At 62.1% G+C, this 17,627-nt stretch carries 17 protein-coding genes and 1 pseudogene; 13 read left to right on the plus strand and 5 right to left on the minus strand.

Annotated elements, in window-relative coordinates:
- Nucleotides 1–81: 81 nt before the first annotated feature.
- Nucleotides 82–450: a DUF4870 domain-containing protein gene (locus AC09SL_RS22670; protein ID WP_058545766.1), complete on the minus strand. Its 369-nt coding sequence runs from the start codon at nt 448–450 to the stop codon at nt 82–84.
- A 31-nt stretch (nt 451–481) separates the two neighbouring features.
- The gene (gene rph, locus AC09SL_RS22675; protein ID WP_003177262.1) at nt 482–1,204 is read right to left on the minus strand and encodes a ribonuclease PH; all 723 of its coding nucleotides are present in this window, start codon (nt 1,202–1,204) and stop codon (nt 482–484) included.
- Between the two features lie 272 nt (nt 1,205–1,476).
- On the opposite strand from rph, the gene AC09SL_RS22680 reads away from it, so the two are divergent.
- From AC09SL_RS22680 to AC09SL_RS22705, 6 genes are all read left to right on the plus strand, one after another.
- Complete coding sequence (locus AC09SL_RS22680; RefSeq protein ID WP_058545765.1) at nt 1,477–2,340, plus strand: YicC/YloC family endoribonuclease; 864 nt, start codon at nt 1,477–1,479, stop codon at nt 2,338–2,340.
- Between the two features lie 12 nt (nt 2,341–2,352).
- On the plus strand, nt 2,353–2,973 hold the full coding sequence (gene gmk / locus AC09SL_RS22685; protein ID WP_053126561.1) for a guanylate kinase: 621 nt from the start codon (nt 2,353–2,355) through the stop codon (nt 2,971–2,973).
- A gap of 167 nt (nt 2,974–3,140) precedes the next feature.
- On the plus strand, nt 3,141–3,404 hold the full coding sequence (gene rpoZ, locus AC09SL_RS22690) for a DNA-directed RNA polymerase subunit omega (RefSeq protein ID WP_003177259.1): 264 nt from the start codon (nt 3,141–3,143) through the stop codon (nt 3,402–3,404).
- A gap of 57 nt (nt 3,405–3,461) precedes the next feature.
- Nucleotides 3,462–5,567 carry a bifunctional GTP diphosphokinase/guanosine-3',5'-bis pyrophosphate 3'-pyrophosphohydrolase gene (gene spoT, locus AC09SL_RS22695; protein WP_058545764.1) on the plus strand — a complete coding sequence of 702 codons (2,106 nt, stop codon included), beginning with the start codon at nt 3,462–3,464 and terminating at the stop codon, nt 5,565–5,567.
- Nucleotides 5,568–5,607: 40 nt separating this feature from the next.
- Nucleotides 5,608–5,988, plus strand: a complete 381-nt coding sequence (locus AC09SL_RS22700; RefSeq protein ID WP_003229509.1) for a RidA family protein — start codon at nt 5,608–5,610, stop codon at nt 5,986–5,988.
- 55 nt (nt 5,989–6,043) lie between these two features.
- On the plus strand, nt 6,044–6,784 hold the full coding sequence (locus AC09SL_RS22705; protein WP_058545763.1) for a hypothetical protein: 741 nt from the start codon (nt 6,044–6,046) through the stop codon (nt 6,782–6,784).
- 154 nt (nt 6,785–6,938) lie between these two features.
- Here the strand turns inward: AC09SL_RS22705 and AC09SL_RS22710 are convergent, their stop codons facing one another.
- Nucleotides 6,939–7,796 carry an SDR family oxidoreductase gene (locus AC09SL_RS22710; RefSeq protein ID WP_058545762.1) on the minus strand — a complete coding sequence of 286 codons (858 nt, stop codon included), beginning with the start codon at nt 7,794–7,796 and terminating at the stop codon, nt 6,939–6,941.
- Between the two features lie 188 nt (nt 7,797–7,984).
- Here AC09SL_RS22710 and exbB point away from each other — a divergent pair, with 188 nt between their 5' ends.
- The 6 genes from exbB (at nt 7,985) to AC09SL_RS22740 (ending at nt 15,011) form a co-directional block, all read left to right on the plus strand.
- Nucleotides 7,985–8,986, plus strand: coding sequence for a tonB-system energizer ExbB (gene exbB / locus AC09SL_RS22715; RefSeq protein ID WP_058545761.1), 1,002 nt, complete (start codon nt 7,985–7,987; stop codon nt 8,984–8,986).
- A gap of 6 nt (nt 8,987–8,992) precedes the next feature.
- The gene (gene exbD, locus AC09SL_RS22720) at nt 8,993–9,421 is read left to right on the plus strand and encodes a TonB system transport protein ExbD (protein WP_058545760.1); all 429 of its coding nucleotides are present in this window, start codon (nt 8,993–8,995) and stop codon (nt 9,419–9,421) included.
- Nucleotides 9,418–10,173, plus strand: a complete 756-nt coding sequence (locus AC09SL_RS22725; protein WP_058545759.1) for an energy transducer TonB — start codon at nt 9,418–9,420, stop codon at nt 10,171–10,173. The genes exbD and AC09SL_RS22725 overlap by 4 nt, the downstream gene beginning before the upstream one ends.
- A gap of 355 nt (nt 10,174–10,528) precedes the next feature.
- The gene (locus AC09SL_RS22730) at nt 10,529–11,449 is read left to right on the plus strand and encodes a hydrogen peroxide-inducible genes activator (RefSeq protein ID WP_058545758.1); all 921 of its coding nucleotides are present in this window, start codon (nt 10,529–10,531) and stop codon (nt 11,447–11,449) included.
- Nucleotides 11,450–11,458: 9 nt separating this feature from the next.
- Nucleotides 11,459–13,534 (plus strand): ATP-dependent DNA helicase RecG, encoded by a 2,076-nt coding sequence (recG, locus tag AC09SL_RS22735; protein ID WP_058545757.1) that lies wholly within the window; start codon nt 11,459–11,461, stop codon nt 13,532–13,534.
- 79 nt (nt 13,535–13,613) lie between these two features.
- Nucleotides 13,614–15,011: an aminoacyl-tRNA deacylase and HDOD domain-containing protein gene (locus tag AC09SL_RS22740; protein WP_058545756.1), complete on the plus strand. Its 1,398-nt coding sequence runs from the start codon at nt 13,614–13,616 to the stop codon at nt 15,009–15,011.
- Nucleotides 15,012–15,108: 97 nt separating this feature from the next.
- On the opposite strand, the gene AC09SL_RS22745 is transcribed toward AC09SL_RS22740, so the two are convergent.
- Nucleotides 15,109–15,489, minus strand: a complete 381-nt coding sequence (locus AC09SL_RS22745) for a hypothetical protein (protein ID WP_058545755.1) — start codon at nt 15,487–15,489, stop codon at nt 15,109–15,111.
- 535 nt (nt 15,490–16,024) lie between these two features.
- On the opposite strand from AC09SL_RS22745, the pseudogene AC09SL_RS22750 reads away from it, so the two are divergent.
- A pseudogene (locus tag AC09SL_RS22750) lies at nt 16,025–16,403 on the plus strand (DUF6124 family protein).
- A gap of 232 nt (nt 16,404–16,635) precedes the next feature.
- Here the strand turns inward: AC09SL_RS22750 and tagQ are convergent.
- Nucleotides 16,636–17,574 (minus strand): type VI secretion system-associated lipoprotein TagQ, encoded by a 939-nt coding sequence (gene tagQ, locus AC09SL_RS22755; RefSeq protein ID WP_058545754.1) that lies wholly within the window; start codon nt 17,572–17,574, stop codon nt 16,636–16,638.
- Nucleotides 17,575–17,627: the final 53 nt, after the last annotated feature.

Genomic DNA, 17,627 nt, shown 5'->3' on the forward strand with positions numbered 1-17,627 from the left:
AGCAATGTCGGTTTTTTTATGTCGCTGAAAAACCACTGTGGGAGCAAGCTCGCTCCCACAGGGACAGGTCTTTACTGGTTGTTATTTGACCAAGCGCCAGGTAAACGGATACCTATACGGCAGCCCTTCATTGGCCTTCACGCCGCCAATAATGGTCAGCACCAGCGCACCGATGGCCACCAGGCCGAACAGGAAGAAGCCGATCACCACGACCATCAGCAACAGGCAGATCGCCGAGGCAATCGCCACGGTAATCTGGAAGTTCAGCGCTTCCTTGCCCTGGGCATCGATGAACGGGTCGGATTCACGCTTGAGCTGCCAGAGCACGAGCGGCCCGATCAGGGTGCCGAACGGAATCCAGATCCCCAACAAGGCGGACAGGTGACAAAACATTGCCCATTGACGCGCCTCTTTGCTCGGCTGGGGCAGCAGGATTTGCTCATCACTCATGACGCTCTCCTTGTCTTGAAGCGGGGATCGATCAGTCAGCCAAGGCGGCCTTTTGCAGTTCGAATATCTCGTTCATGCCTTTCTTCGCCAACTCCAGCATAGCGTTCAATTCTTCCGGCTGGAACGGCGCGCCCTCGGCAGTACCCTGGACTTCGATAAAACCACCGGCACTGGTCATGACCACGTTCAGGTCGGTCTCGGCGGCGGAGTCTTCCAGGTAATCCAGGTCCAGCACCGGCTCGCCCTGGTACATGCCCACGGACACCGCGGCGATCATTTGCTTGAGCGGGTCGCCGCCCTTGAGGCCGCCGCGCTTCTTGATCACTTTCAAGGCATCGACCAGTGCGACCATGGCTCCGGTAATGGACGCGGTACGGGTGCCGCCGTCAGCCTGGATCACATCGCAATCTACATACAGCGTCACGTCGCCCAACTTGGACATGTCCAGCGCGGCACGCAGCGAACGGCCGATCAAACGTTGGATTTCCAGGGTACGGCCGCCCTGCTTGCCACGGCTGGCCTCACGTTGATTGCGCTCACCAGTGGCGCGCGGCAGCATGCCGTATTCAGCGGTCAGCCAGCCTTGACCCTGGCCCTTGAGGAACCGTGGCACGCCGTTTTCGACGCTGACCGTGCAGATGACTTTGGTATCACCGAATTCGACCAGTACAGATCCCTCGGCGTGTTTGGTGTAGTTGCGGGTAATGCGGATCGAGCGAAGCTGATCGGCAGCGCGACCACTTGGACGTTTCATAGGGAATACCTGTACAGAGGACGGAAAACTGCCGAGCATTATAGAGCCGTGAATCGTCAGAGGGCAGTTAAACGTAGCGCCGCAAGAAAAGCCGGCGCAAGCGAAGCCGCGCAAAGCCCCGCCCGACGGGCTGCTGCGCTTTGTCGCAAGCGCGGTTGGGGCATACGCCTCACTGCGCTACAATCCTGCGCCTTTGCTGCCCTTGGGCTTTTAATTTACAGATCCCAGGCCCGCGACCACCGTCGTGCCGGCCTGCATTGCGAGGAACCTCCATGGTGCACAGCATGACCGCCTTCGCCCGCGTCGAAAAAGCCGGGGCCCAAGGCACGCTGAGCTGGGAACTGCGCTCGGTCAACAGCCGCTACCTGGAGCCGCACCTGCGCCTGCCCGAGTCTTTCCGCGACCTGGAAGGCGGCGTGCGCGAAGCACTGCGCCAGGGCCTGTCCCGGGGCAAGCTGGAATGCACCCTGCGCTTCACCGAAGAAAGCACCGGCAAGACGCTTCAGGTAGACCGCGAACGCGCCGCGCAACTGGTCGCCGCCGCCGAAACCGTCGCCAGCCTGATCAAGAACCCCGCCGCCCTGAACCCACTGGAAGTCCTGGCCTGGCCCGGCGTGCTGGTGGGGGACGCGAATGACCCGCAGGCGCTGAACGCCGAGGCGATGGCGCTGTTCAATGAAGGTCTCAAAGAACTCAAGGCCGGCCGCGAGCGCGAAGGCGCGGAGCTGGCCCGGCTGATCAACGAGCGCCTGACCTCCATTGAAGAAGACGTCAGCACCCTGCGCGAACTGGTCCCGCAGATGCTCGCCACCCAGCGCCAGAAAATCCTCGACCGCTTCACCGACATGAAGGCCGAGCTGGATCCGCAACGCCTGGAACAGGAAATGGTCATGCTCGCGCAAAAGAGCGACGTGGCCGAAGAACTGGATCGCCTGAGCACCCACATCATCGAAGTTCGCCGGGTGCTCAAGTCCGGCGGTGCGGCCGGTCGCCGCCTGGACTTCCTGATGCAGGAACTCAACCGCGAAGCCAACACACTGGGCTCCAAGGCCTTCGACCCGCGCAGCACCCAGGCGGCGGTCAACCTCAAGGTGTTGATCGAACAAATGCGTGAACAAGTGCAGAACATTGAGTAAGGCTAACCCGACATGACCCACAGCACCGGCACTCTCTACATCATTTCCGCGCCCTCGGGCGCCGGCAAGACCAGCCTGGTCAAGGCGCTGATCGACGCCGAGCCGCAGATCCGCGTCTCGGTCTCGCACACCACCCGCGCCATGCGCCCGGGCGAAGTGAACGGCGTGAACTATCACTTCGTCGACCGCGAAGAGTTCGTGAAGATGGCTGAGCATGGTGATTTCCTGGAGCGTGCCGAAGTCTTCGGCAACCTCTATGGCACTTCGCAAAGCTATCTGCAGCAGACCCTGGACGAAGGCCACGACCTGATCCTGGAAATCGACTGGCAAGGCGCCGAGCAGGTGCGCAAGCTGATGCCCCAGGCCCGTTCGATCTTCATCCTCCCGCCAAGCCAGCAAGCCTTGCGCCAGCGCCTGACCAACCGTGGCCAGGACAGTGACGAAATCATTGAAGGCCGGATGCGCGAAGCGGTCAGCGAAATGAGTCACTACGTCGACTATGATTACCTGATCATCAACGACGATTTCGCCCACGCGCTGGACGACCTGAAGGCGATTTTCCGCGCCAGCCAGTTGCAGCAGAAACGCCAACAGCAACGTTTCGGCAAATTATTGGCCGAATTGCTGGGCTGAACAGCCCTTCCCAAAACCGCTGCGACGGCTTTACATTGGTACTCGCAGCGCGCCGAGGGGCTTGGTCAAAAAATCAGCGCTTCCCTAAACGCTGGTGTTTTTTTAAACTGTCGAGTCCGCTCGCCCAACCGGGCAGCGCGCATATTGCATTCGCTCCGAGGAATACCATGGCCCGCGTAACCGTTGAAGACTGCCTAGAACACGTGGAAAACCGCTTTGAGCTGGTCATGCTCTCTACCAAGCGTGCCCGTCAACTGGCCACCGGCGGCAAAGAGCCATTGGTCCAGTGGGAAAACGACAAGCCTACCGTAGTAGCGCTGCGTGAAATCGCCGAAGGCCTGATGAGCTACGAGTTCATCGCCAACGCTGAAATCGTCGAAGACGAACCGCTGTTCGCAGCGTTCGAGGACGAGTCCAACGAGGCGGTCTAAGCCTATGCCTGGTCGACGTAGCACGGCGCGGGGTCACAGCAAACGGCAGGAGTCATCATGCCGAGCATAGACGCCCTCGCCGATCGCTTATCGGCCTACCTCGGCACGGACCAGGTCAACCTGGTCCGCCGAGCCTATTTCTACGCCGAACAAGCCCACGACGGCCAGCGCCGCCGCAGCGGCGAGGCGTACGTCACGCACCCCCTTGCGGTGGCGAATATTCTTGCCGACATGCACATGGACCATCAGAGCCTGATGGCGGCGATGCTGCATGACGTGATCGAAGACACCGGCATTGCCAAGGAAGCGCTGCAAGCGCAGTTCGGCGAAACCGTGGCCGAACTGGTCGACGGGGTCAGCAAGCTGACCCAGATGAACTTCGAGACCAAGGCCGAGGCCCAGGCCGAGAACTTCCAGAAAATGGCCATGGCCATGGCCCGCGACATCCGCGTGATCCTGGTCAAGCTCGCCGACCGCCTGCACAACATGCGCACCCTGGAAGTACTCTCCGGCGAAAAACGTCGGCGCATCGCCAAGGAAACCCTGGAAATCTACGCGCCCATCGCCAACCGCCTGGGCATGCACGCGATCCGCATCGAGTTCGAAGACCTGGGCTTCAAGGCCATGCACCCGATGCGTTCGGCGCGGATCAACCAGGCCGTCAAACGCGCCCGGGGCAACCGCAAGGAAATCGTCAACAAGATCGAAGAGTCCCTGAGCCACTGCCTGGCTATCGACGGCATCGACGGCGAAGTCAGCGGGCGGCAGAAACACCTCTACGGCATCTACAAGAAAATGCGCGGCAAGCGTCGGGCCTTCAACGAGATCATGGACGTCTACGCGTTCCGGATCATCGTCGACAAGGTCGATACCTGCTACCGCGTGCTGGGCGCTGTACATAATTTGTACAAACCATTGCCGGGGCGCTTCAAGGATTACATTGCGATCCCCAAGGCCAACGGCTATCAATCGCTGCACACCACGTTGTTCGGCATGCACGGCGTACCGATCGAAATCCAGATCCGCACCCGTGAAATGGAAGAGATGGCCAACAACGGCATCGCCGCCCATTGGCTCTACAAATCCAGCGGCGACGAACAACCCAAGAGCACCCACGCCCGGGCCCGGCAGTGGGTCAAGGGTGTGCTGGAAATGCAGCAGCGCGCCGGCAACTCCCTGGAATTCATCGAGAGCGTGAAGATCGACCTGTTTCCGGACGAGGTCTACGTCTTCACGCCCAAGGGCCGGATCATGGAGCTGCCCAAAGGCTCCACGGCCGTGGACTTTGCCTATGCCGTGCACACCGACGTCGGCAACAGCTGCATCGCCTGTCGCATCAACCGTCGCCTGGCACCGTTGTCCGAACCGCTGCAAAGCGGTTCCACGGTGGAAATCGTCAGCGCTCCGGGCGCACGGCCCAATCCGGCGTGGCTCAATTTCGTGGTCACGGGCAAGGCCCGCACACACATCCGGCACGCCTTGAAACTGCAACGCCGCTCCGAATCCATCAGCCTCGGCGAACGCCTGCTGAACAAGGTGCTGAACGGTTTCGACAGCTCGCTGGACAAGATCCCGGCCGAACGTGTGCAGGTAATGCTCCACGAATACCGCCTCGAACTGATCGAAGACCTGCTCGAAGACATCGGGCTGGGCAATCGCATGGCCTATGTCGTCGCCCGCCGCCTGCTCGGCGAAGGCGAACAATTGCCAAGCCCCGAAGGCCCGCTGGCGATTCGCGGCACCGAAGGCCTGGTGCTCAGCTATGCCAAGTGCTGCACGCCGATCCCGGGCGACCCGATTGTCGGCCACCTGTCCGCAGGCAAGGGGATGGTGGTGCACCTGGACAACTGCCGCAACATCAGTGAAATCCGCCACAACCCGGAAAAATGCATCCAGCTCTCCTGGGCCAAGGATGTCACCGGCGAATTCAACGTCGAGCTGCGGGTCGAGCTGGAGCACCAGCGTGGCCTGATCGCCCTGCTGGCCAGCAGCGTCAACGCCGCCGACGGCAATATCGAAAAAATCAGCATGGACGAACGCGATGGCCGCATCAGCGTCGTCCAATTGGTGGTCAGCGTGCACGACCGTGTGCACCTGGCCCGCGTGATCAAGAAACTGCGCGCCCTGACCGGCGTCATCCGCATCACCCGCATGCGCGCATAGCTCCTCAAATAGCCCCCCTATTCCTTACAAGGAGTCATCAATGACCAAGACCGTTATCACCAGCGACAAGGCCCCGGCCGCCATCGGTACCTATTCCCAGGCGATCAAGGCCGGCAACACCGTGTACATGTCCGGCCAGATCCCACTGGACCCCAAGACCATGGAACTGGTTGAAGGCTTCGAAGCCCAGACCGTGCAGGTGTTCGAAAACCTCAAGGCCGTGGCCGAAGCTGCCGGTGGCTCGTTCAAGGACATCGTCAAGCTCAACATCTTCCTCACCGACTTGAGCCACTTCGCCAAGGTCAACGAGATCATGGGCAAGTACTTCGACCAGCCTTACCCTGCCCGCGCCGCCATTGGCGTGGCCGCCCTGCCAAAGGGTTCGCAGGTCGAGATGGATGCCATCCTGGTCATCGAGTAAACAGGTCGGCGCAGCGTCCCCCGCTGCGCCGTTTTCGTTTTGAAAGGATTCCACCATGCGCAAAGCGCTTGCTCTCCCCCTGCTCGCCCTCCTGCTGGCCGGCTGCGCCAGCGACCCTGCCGACCGTGACATCAGCGGTACCTGGATCAACCAGGCCGCCATCGACGCTGCCGCCAAGGGTGGCCCGCTTCGCGAGGCATTGCAGGGCTATGGCCCGAACCTGGAATGGGACGTCAACACCCGGGCCGGCCAGGCGCGCTACACCAACGGCTTTGAAAACGTCGAAGGCAAATTGCTGGGCGAAGAAGACGGCACCTGGAAAGTCGATTTCTACGGCAGCTCCGCCAGCGAACTCAAGCGCGACGGCGACCAGTTGAGCCAGGCCGCCACCGAGAACGAACCGCAGCAGGTGTTCGATCGCGCACAAGTCCAGGTACCGGAAGGCGCGCCCATCGGCGCCAGTTTCGAGCGCGCGCTGTATGCCGCCTACCTTGGCGGCACCTGGAACATCGCCAGCGGCCCCGGCCAGGGCGCTACCGTGCAATTCCAGCCCGACGGCCAGGTCAGCGGCCTGCCGGGGGCCGATCGCTACGCCTTGTGCCTGGCCGGCGATTGCGCCTCCATGAGCGGTGGCAACGACAACATCTGGCTGCAGCAGAACGGCCAGGGCAATCCCTGGATCTTTACCCGCGACGGCAAGAAGCTGGAAATCTTCCAGACCGTCAACGCGGCGCTGGCCGATGAAATGCCGTCGTTCACGCCGGGTGATCGTAAGTGGGTACTTGAAAAGCAGTAGTGCGAATACCCTGTAGGAGTGGACCTGTGGGAGCAAAGCTTGCTCGCGATAGCGGTTCTACAGCCAACAGAAATGTTGTATGTGGCGACGTCATCGCGAGCAAGCTTTGCTCCCACAGGCCCGTTCCCACAGTTTGCTTTGGGCTGACCGTCAGTCAGCAGCGCCCTTCCAGAATCGCTGCATACCCCTCGCGAAAACTCGGATAACGCGGCGTCCAGCCCAAGGCCTTCGCCCGGGCATTGCTGCAGCGCTTGCTGCCGGCACGCCGCACGCTGGCGTCTTCGGCCCACTGGGTGACGCCCATGTATTCACGCAACCAGCCCACCACCTCGGCCAGCGGCGCAGGGGCGTCGTCGACGCCGATGTAGCAATCGTCCAGCACCCGGCCCTGGCGATCGGCCTCCAGCAGGAACGCCAGCAAGCCGGCCGCATCGTCGGCGTGGATGCGATTGGCGTAGAGCGGCGGGTCGATCACGACGCGATACCCTTGGCGCACCTGGCTCAGCAACCACTCTCGACCCGGCCCATAGATACCGGTCAGGCGCACGCGGCTGGCCGGGATGCCGCTGTCCAGGGCCACTTGCTCGGCTTCGAGCATCAGCCGACCGGAATACCCGCCGGCCACGGTTGGCGAGGCTTCATCCACCCATTCGCCCTGCTGTTGCCCATAAACACTGCTGCTGGACACAAAAAGCAGACGCTTGGGCTGCTGCCCATGCTGCTTCAACCAGCTCAACACATGCTGCAACCCCTCGACATAAGCCGTGCGATAACCCGCTTCGTCATGGTCGGTGGCGGCAGCGCTGTACACCAGGTAATCCAGCGACCCGGTGGGCCAGTCGGTAGGACATTGCTCGCTGAACAAATCCCCCGCCACCCCGATGACGCCCGCCGGCAGGTTCGAAACCGTGCGCCGCAGGCCATGGACTTGCCATTGTTCGGCCACTAACCGGCTGGCCAGGCGGCCGCCGATATCACCGCAGCCGGCGATCAAAACAGAAGGCGCGGACATCATGAACTCCTCTGGCAAAGCCGCAGACTAGCCTCCGTGGGGGACGAGCGGCTAGCCATGTGAGAAAAAAAGTTACTGTATTACTTTTGTTAACAAGAATTAATTGCAATAATGCCCACCACTTTTGTTCTCGGCCCACGAGGCCTGGAAGAACATCAACCTTCTTTTTTCTCTCAGGTCCGGCCAGCATGAAACGCTCTCTATCCCCCGCTTCGCCAACCAATCGACCTCGTGCCTGGAGCACGGTAGCCGCCCTGCTGTTCAGCCTGCTGCTGGCACCTGCCGCCGCGTTCGCTGATCAAGCCTCCGCTCCCACAGCCACTAACGAACCCGCTGCAAGCGCCACGCCGAACGTACCGCGCAACCCTGACGGCAGTGTGGACACCTCGTCACTTCCTCCGGAAGTCCAAAAGGCGTTGTCCGAGCTCGGCGAAACGGCCGAGCTGATGGAACAAGAGCAGCAAAACGCCGACAACTCCCTGGGCATGGCCCACGACCTGTCGCCATGGGGCATGTACAAGAACGCTGACATCATCGTGAAAATCGTGATGATCGGCCTGGCCATCGCCTCGATCATCACCTGGACCATCTGGATCGCCAAAGGCTTCGAGCTGCTGGGTGCCAAGCGTCGCTTGCGCGGTGAAATCGCCGCCCTGAAAAAAGCCACCACCCTCAAGGAAGCCAGCGCCAGCGCCGCGAAGGCAGGCACTCTTGCCAACCTGCTGGTGCATGACGCCCTCGAAGAGATGCGCCTGTCGGCCAACAGCCGCGAGAAAGAAGGCATCAAGGAACGCGTGAGCTTCCGTCTCGAGCGCCTGGTCGCCGCCTGCGGTCGCAACATGAGCAGCGGCACCGGCGTGCTCGCCACCATCGGCTCCACCGCGCCGTTCGTCGGCCTGTTCGGCACCGTATGGGGCATCATGAACAGCTTCATCGGCATCGCCAAGACCCAGACCACCAACCTCGCCGTCGTGGCCCCCGGCATCGCCGAAGCGCTGCTGGCGACTGCGCTCGGACTGGTCGCGGCAATCCCGGCCGTCGTGATCTACAACGTCTTCGCCCGCTCCATTGCCGGCTACAAGGCCCAAGTCTCCGACGCCTCGGCCGAAGTCCTGCTGCTGGTCAGCCGCGACCTCGACCACCTGCCGCCCGAGCGTGGCTCGCAACCGCACATGGTGAAAGTGGGGTAATCGGCCATGGGCCTGCATTTGAAAGAAGGCGCAGACGACGATCTGGCCGAAAACCACGAAATCAACGTCACGCCGTTCATCGACGTGATGCTGGTGCTGTTGATCATCTTCATGGTGGCCGCCCCGCTGGCCACCGTGGACATCAAGGTTGACCTGCCGGCGTCGACGGCCAAGCCCTCGCCACGGCCGGAGAAACCGGTGTTCCTCAGCGTCAAGGCCGACCAGCGCCTGTTCCTGGGTGAAGACGAGGTCAAGGCCGAAACCCTCGGCGCGACCCTCGACGCCAGGACCCAGGGCAAGAAAGACACGACGATCTTCTTCCAGGCCGACAAAGGCGTGGACTATGGCGACCTGATGAGCGTGATGGACGCGCTGCGGGGCGCCGGCTACCTGAAGGTCGGCCTGGTCGGACTCGAGACGGCGCCGCAGAAATGATCACGACGCGCCAAAAGCTGATGCGTTACAGCACTAGCCTGGTGGTGGTGCTGGGCGTGCATGCGCTCGCCATCGCCCTGGCGCTGAACTGGACATCGCGCCCGCCCATCGAATTGCCTCCCCAAGCGATGATGGTCGAGCTGGCGCCGATGCCTGCGCCGCCGCCACCGGCACCGCCGAAAGTCGTCACACCGCCGCAACCTCCCGAGCCGGTCGAAGAATTGCCGTTGCCCAAGCTTGCCGAAGCGCCGAAGCCGGAGATTTCCGTGCCCAAGCCGGTCAAGCCCAAGCCAAAGCCTCAACCGCCCAAGCCCAAACCGGTGGAGAAAAAGCCCGAGCCGCCGAAAGAACCGCCCTCGGAGCAAAAGCCCAGCGACACCCCGCCGACCCAGTCACTGGCCGAGAAGTCCGCGCAACCGGCTCCCGGCCCGTCGCCTGCGCAATCGGCGGCCAAGGCCAATTGGCAGGGCACGTTGCTGGCGCACCTGGGCAAGTACAAGAAGTACCCGCACAGGGCCCAGCAGATGAACAAGGAAGGCACCAACCGCCTGCGCTTCGTGGTAGATGCCGAAGGCAACGTGTTGTCGTTCGAACTGGTGGGCAGCTCCGGCACGGACTCCCTGGACCGGGCCACCCTGGAAATGATCCGCCGCGCCCAACCGCTGCCCAAGCCGCCAGCGGAGCTGCTGACCAACGGCACCATCGAACTGACGGCGCCGTTCGTGTACTCCATCGACAAGCGCCGGCGTTGATCCAGACCTGGCACCCCGATGGCATGATGAATCCTGTGGCGAGGGAGCTTGCTCCCGCTGGGGCCTGAGCTGTCGAGCGGAGCGAGGCTGCGATCTTTCCAAAGACGCTTGAATCCCAAGTGAAAGATCAAGATCAAAAGATCGCAGGCTTCGCCAGCTCCTACAGAGACCAGCGGGAGCTGGTTCCGTCGCCACAATGGGTACAACCAACAGGAAGGCATCGAAAGATGCCTTTTTCATATCCGGCAACGACCCGACAGACATTGGACAGTGTCACACCGCACCCCCAGTCTGATAACGTGCGTCTATCGATTGCAGCCGGTATGCTTGGCTCGCAACTTCACGGACGCTCGCCATGACCCTCACAGAATTACGCTACATCGTGACCCTCGCCCAAGAGCAGCATTTCGGCCATGCGGCCGAGCGTTGCCATGTCAGCCAGCCGACGCTGTCGGTGGGTGTGAAAAAGCTTGAAGACGAACTCGGTGTGCTGATTTTCGAGCGCAGTAAGAGCGCGGTGCGCCTGACCCCCGTGGGCGAAGGCATCGTGGCCCAGGCGCAGAAGGTCCTGGAGCAGGCCCAGGGCATTCGCGAATTGGCCCAGGCCGGCAAGAACCAACTGACTGCCCCGCTGAAAGTCGGCGCGATCTACACCGTCGGCCCGTACCTGTTCCCGCACCTGATTCCGCAACTGCACCGGGTCGCCCCGCAGATGCCGTTGTACATCGAAGAAAACTTCACCCACGTGCTGCGCGACAAGCTGCGCAACGGCGAGCTGGACGCGATCATCATCGCCCTGCCGTTCAACGAAGCCGATGTCCTGACCCTGCCGCTCTACGACGAACCGTTCTACGTCCTGATGCCGGCCCAGCACCCCTGGACCCAGAAAAAAACCATCGACGCCGCCCTGCTCAACGACAAGAGCCTGCTGTTGCTTGGCGAAGGCCACTGCTTCCGCGACCAGGTGCTCGAAGCCTGCCCGACCCTGGCCAAGGGCAGCGAAGGTGCCAAGCACACCACGGTGGAATCCAGCTCCCTGGAAACCATCCGCCACATGGTCGCTTCCGGCCTGGGCATTTCGATCCTGCCGCTGTCGGCAGTGGACAGCCATCATTACTCCCCGGGCGTGATCGAAGTCCGCCCGCTGACGCCGCCCGTGCCGTTCCGCACCGTCGCCATCGCCTGGCGCGCCAGTTTCCCGCGGCCCAAGGCCATCGAGATCCTCGCCGACTCGATCCGCCTGTGCTCCGTGGCCAAGCCGCCTGCCGGCAAGTAAGCCACGGCCATGACTGAGCTGTCGAAAGTGCCGGTCACGGCACTCAAGGGTGTCGGTGAAGCCATGGCCGAGAAACTGGCCAAGGTCGGCCTGGAAAACCTCCAGGACGTACTGTTCCACCTGCCGCTGCGCTACCAGGACCGCACCCGTGTGGTGCCCATCGGCCATTTGCGCCCGGGGCAGGATGCGGTGATCGAAGGCACCGTCAGCGGCGCCGACGTGGTCATGGGCCGCCGTCGCAGCCTGGTGGTGCGCTTGCAGGACGGCACCGGCGGGCTCAGCCTGCGCTTCTACCATTTCAGCAATGCACAAAAGGAAGGCCTCAAGCGTGGTACCCGCGTGCGCTGCTACGGCGAGGCACGGCCCGGGGCTTCGGGGCTGGAAATCTATCACCCGGAATACCGCAGCATCACCGGTGACGAACCGCCGCCTGTGGATGAAACCCTGACCCCGGTCTATCCGCTCACCGAAGGCCTGACCCAGCAACGCCTGCGCCAGCTCTGCCAGCAAACCCTGACCCTGCTCGGCCCCAGCAGCCTGCCCGACTGGCTGCCCACGGAACTGGCCCGGGATTACCACCTGGCGCCGTTGGCCGATGCGATCCGCTACCTGCACCATCCGCCCGCCGATGCCGACGTGGACGAACTCGCTCTCGGCCATCACTGGGCCCAGCATCGCCTGGCATTCGAAGAACTGCTGACGCATCAACTGTCCCAGCAACGCCTGCGCGAAAGCCTGCGTTCCCTGCGCGCCCCGGCCATGCCCAAGGCCCGGGAGCTGCCGGCTCGCTACTTGGCCAACCTCGGCTTTACCCCAACGGGCGCCCAGCAACGGGTCGGCAACGAAATCGCCTACGACCTGAGCCAGCCCGAACCGATGCTGCGGCTCATCCAGGGCGATGTCGGCGCCGGCAAGACCGTGGTCGCCGCCCTCGCCGCGCTGCAGGCCTTAGAGGCCGGTTATCAGGTAGCGTTGATGGCGCCCACCGAGATCCTTGCCGAACAACATTTCATCACCTTCCAACGCTGGCTCGAACCGTTGGGCATCGAAGTCGCCTGGCTGGCCGGCAAGCTCAAGGGCAAGAACCGCGCCGCCGCCCTGGCACAGATCGCCGAAGGCGCCCCCATGGTGGTCGGCACCCATGCGCTGTTCCAGGACGAAGTGCAGTTCAAGAACCTGGCCTTGGTGATCATCGACGAACAACACCGCTTCGGCGTGCAACAGCGCCTGGCCCTGCGGCAGAAAGGCGTCGGTGGGCGGATGTGCCCTCATCAACTGATCATGACCGCGACGCCGATCCCGCGGACCCTGGCGATGAGCGCCTACGCCGACCTCGACACCTCGATCCTCGACGAACTGCCTCCCGGCCGCACGCCGGTCAATACCGTGCTGGTCACCGATACCCGTCGGGTCGAAGTGATCGAGCGTGTGCGCAGCGCCTGCGCCGAAGGGCGGCAGGCTTATTGGGTGTGCACGCTGATCGAAGAGTCGGAAGAACTGACCTGCCAGGCGGCCGAAACCACCTATGAAGACCTCACCGCCGCCCTCGGCGAGTTGAAGGTCGGGCTGATCCATGGCCGCATGAAACCCGCCGAGAAAGCCGCCGTCATGGCTGAATTCAAGGCCGGCGCCCTGCAACTTTTGGTTGCCACCACGGTGATCGAGGTCGGCGTCGACGTGCCCAATGCCAGCCTGATGATCATCGAAAACCCCGAGCGCCTGGGCTTGGCGCAGCTGCACCAACTGCGCGGCCGGGTGGGCCGGGGCAGCGCCGCCAGCCATTGCGTCTTGCTGTATCACCCGCCGCTGTCGCAGATTGGGCGGCAGCGACTGGGCATCATGCGCGAAACCAACGACGGTTTCGTCATCGCCGAAAAAGACCTCGAATTGCGCGGCCCCGGTGAAATGCTCGGCACCCGCCAGACCGGCCTGCTTCAATTCAAGGTAGCCGACCTGATGCGCGACGCCGACCTGCTCCCCGCCGTACGCGATGCCGCCCAGGCGCTGCTGGAGCGCTGGCCCGACCACGTCAGCCCGCTGTTGGATCGCTGGCTGCGTCACGGGCAGCAATACGGCCAAGTGTGAGCACGCGCTCAGTTTTCCGGACGCGCGTACCGGACAAGCTGGTTATACTGACCAACTTGTAGGAAAACGGATACAGACCATGACAGAAGCTGCCCTCGCCCCCGAATCCCCGCACGCTCCGTCTGTTATTCGGCTGTTGCTCGATAAATTGGGCATCGGCTTTGACGAAGTGCTTGAACGCCCCGGCCTGAACCCAGCCCGCAAAGTGCAGGCGGTGTTGCTGCACGATGCCGTTGGCGCGCTGATGGTGCTGTTTCCGCAAAGCCAGCTGCTGGACCTCAACCGCCTGGCCGAACTCACCGGTCGCAAACTCACGGCAGTACCGACCGAACGCCTGGAGCGCATGCTCGGCAAACACAGCCTGAGCCTGCTGCCCGGCCTGCCGGCGCTGACCAGCTCGCCATGCCTGTACGAAGAAAGCCTGCTGCGCGAGCCGAAGTTGCTGATCAACTCGGGCGAGCCGGGGCTGCTGCTGGAAGTCACCAGCGAAGCGTTCAAGACCATGCTCACCAAGGCCAGCGCCGCGACGTTCGGCGAAGCCGTGAGCAACATCACCCCCAACCTGGACCGCCCGCACGACGACCGCGCGGAAATCACCCAGGCTGTGCAGGCGTTCACCGCCCGGCGTATCCAGCAACGGCTGGAAGAAACCATCGAAATCCCGCCGCTGGCTGAAACCGCACAAAAAATCATCAAGCTGCGGGTCGACCCGGACGCCACCATCGATGACATCACCGGCGTGGTGGAAACCGACCCGGCCCTGGCCGCGCAAGTGGTGAGCTGGGCGGCATCGCCCTACTACGCATCACCCGGCAAGATTCGTTCAGTGGAAGACGCCATCGTGCGGGTCCTGGGCTTCGACCTGGTGATCAACCTGGCGCTGGGTCTGGCCCTGGGCAAGACCCTGAGCCTGCCCAAGGACCATCCGCAACACACCACGCCGTACTGGCACCAGTCGATCTACACCGCCGCCGTCATTGAAGGCCTGACCCGCGCCATGCCGCGCGCCCAGCGACCCGAAGGCGGCCTGACCTACCTGTCCGGCCTGTTGCACAACTTCGGCTACCTGCTGCTGGCCCACGTGTTCCCGCCGCACTTCTCGTTGATCTGCCGACACCTGGAGGTCAACCCGCACCTGTGCCACAGCTACGTGGAACAGCACCTGCTGGGCATCAGTCGCGAACAGATCGGCGCCTGGCTGATGCGCTACTGGGACATGCCCGACGAACTGGCCACCGCCCTGCGCTTCCAGCACGACCCGCACTACGATGGCGAATACGCCGAGTACCCGAACCTGGTGTGCCTGGCCGTGCGCCTGCTGCGCGCCCGTGGCATCGGCACCGGCCCGGATGAAGAAATCCCCGAAACGCTGCTCGAGCGCGTGGGTTTGACGCGAGACAAAGCCAATGACGTGGTCAGCAAGGTGCTTGAGGCTGAAGTGCTGCTGAGGGAGCTGGCTTCGCAGTTCGGCCACTGACCGCTGATGCAGGCAACTGAGCTACTGTGGCGAGCGGATTTAGCTGTGGGAGCAAAGCTTGCTCCCACAAGGCTTGGCTCCTACAGAATCCACTCGACTAAACCTTCTTAGCCTTCTTCGGCTTCAGGTATTTGGTCAACCCCTGGAACCAGATCACCAGCGCCGGGTTGCCCTTGATCTGGATCGACTTGTCCTGGATCCCCGTCATGAACGCCAGTTGCTTGTTCTTGGCCTGCATCGTGGCGAAGCCATAGGCCGCGTCCTTGAAGGCGATGGCGAACGCAGGCTCCGGGTAGGTGCCCGACTGGCTGGTGATGCGCTGGTTTCTCACGGTGAAATGCCGGGCGACTTTACCGTCCAGGGTTTGCAGCTGGAACACCAGCTCCTTGTCGCCCAACTGCTGCTGGAACGCCGGATTGGTCCGGCTGGCCTTGCCCATCAACAATCCCAACATCCACAGCAGAAAACGAAATTTCATGGGCACAGCCTCGTGAGAAAAGATCGATGGCTGGCAGTTTAGCGATTCTGCGGCGTAACGCCATCATCGGATCTCTTTGCCGGAAGATAAGCTAGTTTTCACGAAAGATGACCGCTAAGTCACGAAACCAAAAATCAAAAGATCGCAGCCTTCGGCAGCTCCTACATCGATTTCTGTAGGAGCTGCCGAAGGCTGCGATCTTTTGATTTTTTTGCCCTCCTGTTCCTCGGACATTTCCTTCAAAACGCCGGGCTGTTCATGAACTAGGCAGCGCTTTGGGACGCCGCTAACCTCTGTTCGTCATCGCAAAAAACGGTGACCCGGACGTGCAAGTCCGGTACATATCGGCGCGCGAACTGCCACACCAATTGGCTCATGCTCATATTGGTGCGTTTATGGCGGCTGCGCGCGGGAGACTCTCGAGGTCTGCCGGGGTCCGATATGCCCGGTCTTGCACACCCGCGCACAGCTGCCACCTTCTTCGGTGCAACGAGAGGTGTCAGCTTCCAATCAATTACATATCGGGTAATTAATCATGTTCAAAGCAACTCCGAATCCGCCGCAAAACCAACGCAAATCCCGCGTCGAAATCCTCGAAGAAAAACGGCTCGATGACGCTGCCACCCGCGCCCTCGACTAATAGCTCAACCCCAAGCCCGACTCACCGCCCGAACCTGACAGCACCCAGTTGTTCATCGTCGCCCCCCACATCGACACCGAAACCCGCTCGCCAACGCCTCCGAAGACTGCCCATCAGCACCATCGCCGCCGACCTGGCTGACGATGTGGACGACTCACGCCGCTGCGTGGCCCTGGCGATCAGTCGCATGGCCGATGGGGTGCAGTTGTTGGTTGAGCGGGCGTTGGATCATCTGGAAACCAAGGAGATGTCGGCGCCTGGGACCGAGGGGTAGCGCATAGCTTTGATGCAAGCTGTGCCGACGCCATCGCGAGCAAGCTTTGCTCCCACAGGGGATAGGGGCTTGGCGCAGATATTTCAGCCAGCACAAAACAACTGTGGGAGCGAACTTGCTCGCGATGACGGCGGGTCAGTCAACATAGATGCCAACTGAACCAACGCTATCGCGAGCAGGCTCGCTCCCACAGGTTTTAGCTGCTGATCAACGATCAGCCGCCCTCACTCAATCAAACATTCGGGCAAGGAACCGGTGCCCAGTCGCCCAGGTCCGGGTTTTTGCACATGCTGTTGACCTGGCTGGTACCGGCACTGGCAACCTGCTTGCTTTCATCCTGCTTGGCCTTGGCAGTCTGCAGGGTTTTCTCGGTGGTCACCGCTTCTTTCGGCACGGTTGGCAGCACCGGTTTTTTCGCCGGCTTCGTGGCTTTCTTGGTCTTGGTCTTGGACGACGCCACAACCTGCTTGGTTTCGGCGGTAGCCACGGTCACCACGTCAGTACGCTGCACGCCCACTTGCTGCAGATCTTTCTCGTAAGCCTGGGTGTAGTTGTTCAAGTCTTCGGACGCTTTGCCGTTGACCGCAACGATCAGGTCGTTCGACTCTTTCAAACCAGAGACGATTTCCGCCAGGCGCTTGCGGCCTTCAGTGTCGTTGACAGTCTTGGCCTTGCGGTCGGCAACCAGTTTGCTGAACGCGTTCTGGTAGCACTGCTGCGACGTCTTGGCGTAGGCGGTGCTGCGGTCGATGTCGGAGACGCTTTTGTTGACGTCGGTGGCGTAGGACGCGATGCGCTGGTTGTCATCGGCGATCTGCTTCTGGCGCTCGGTGTAGTAACCGGTTGCACCACCGGCCAACGCGCCGCCCGCGGCACCGATGGCGGCGTTGCGGCCACGGTCTTCCTTGTCGGCAGTCAGGACGCCCAACAGTGCACCACCGACCGCACCCACGGCCGCACCGGTGATGACCGACTTGGTCATGTTGCCTTCGGTGGCGCGCAAGTGTTGCACCGGCTCGTAGCAGTTCGGGTAGTACTCGACCTTGGTGCTCGACGCGACCTTGGACGTCGGCGACGTGGCGCAACCAGTCAGTACGGTGCTGAAGCCGACAGCGACCATCAGCAAGTGACGCTTGGAAACCGAAGCAAAAGGTTTACGGGGAAAAAGCATAATTATGTTCTCGTTTAAGTGTTGACCAGCTCAGCGCGGCGCTATCGCCGCCT

This window comes from Pseudomonas sp. PF05, from assembly GCF_056521845.1.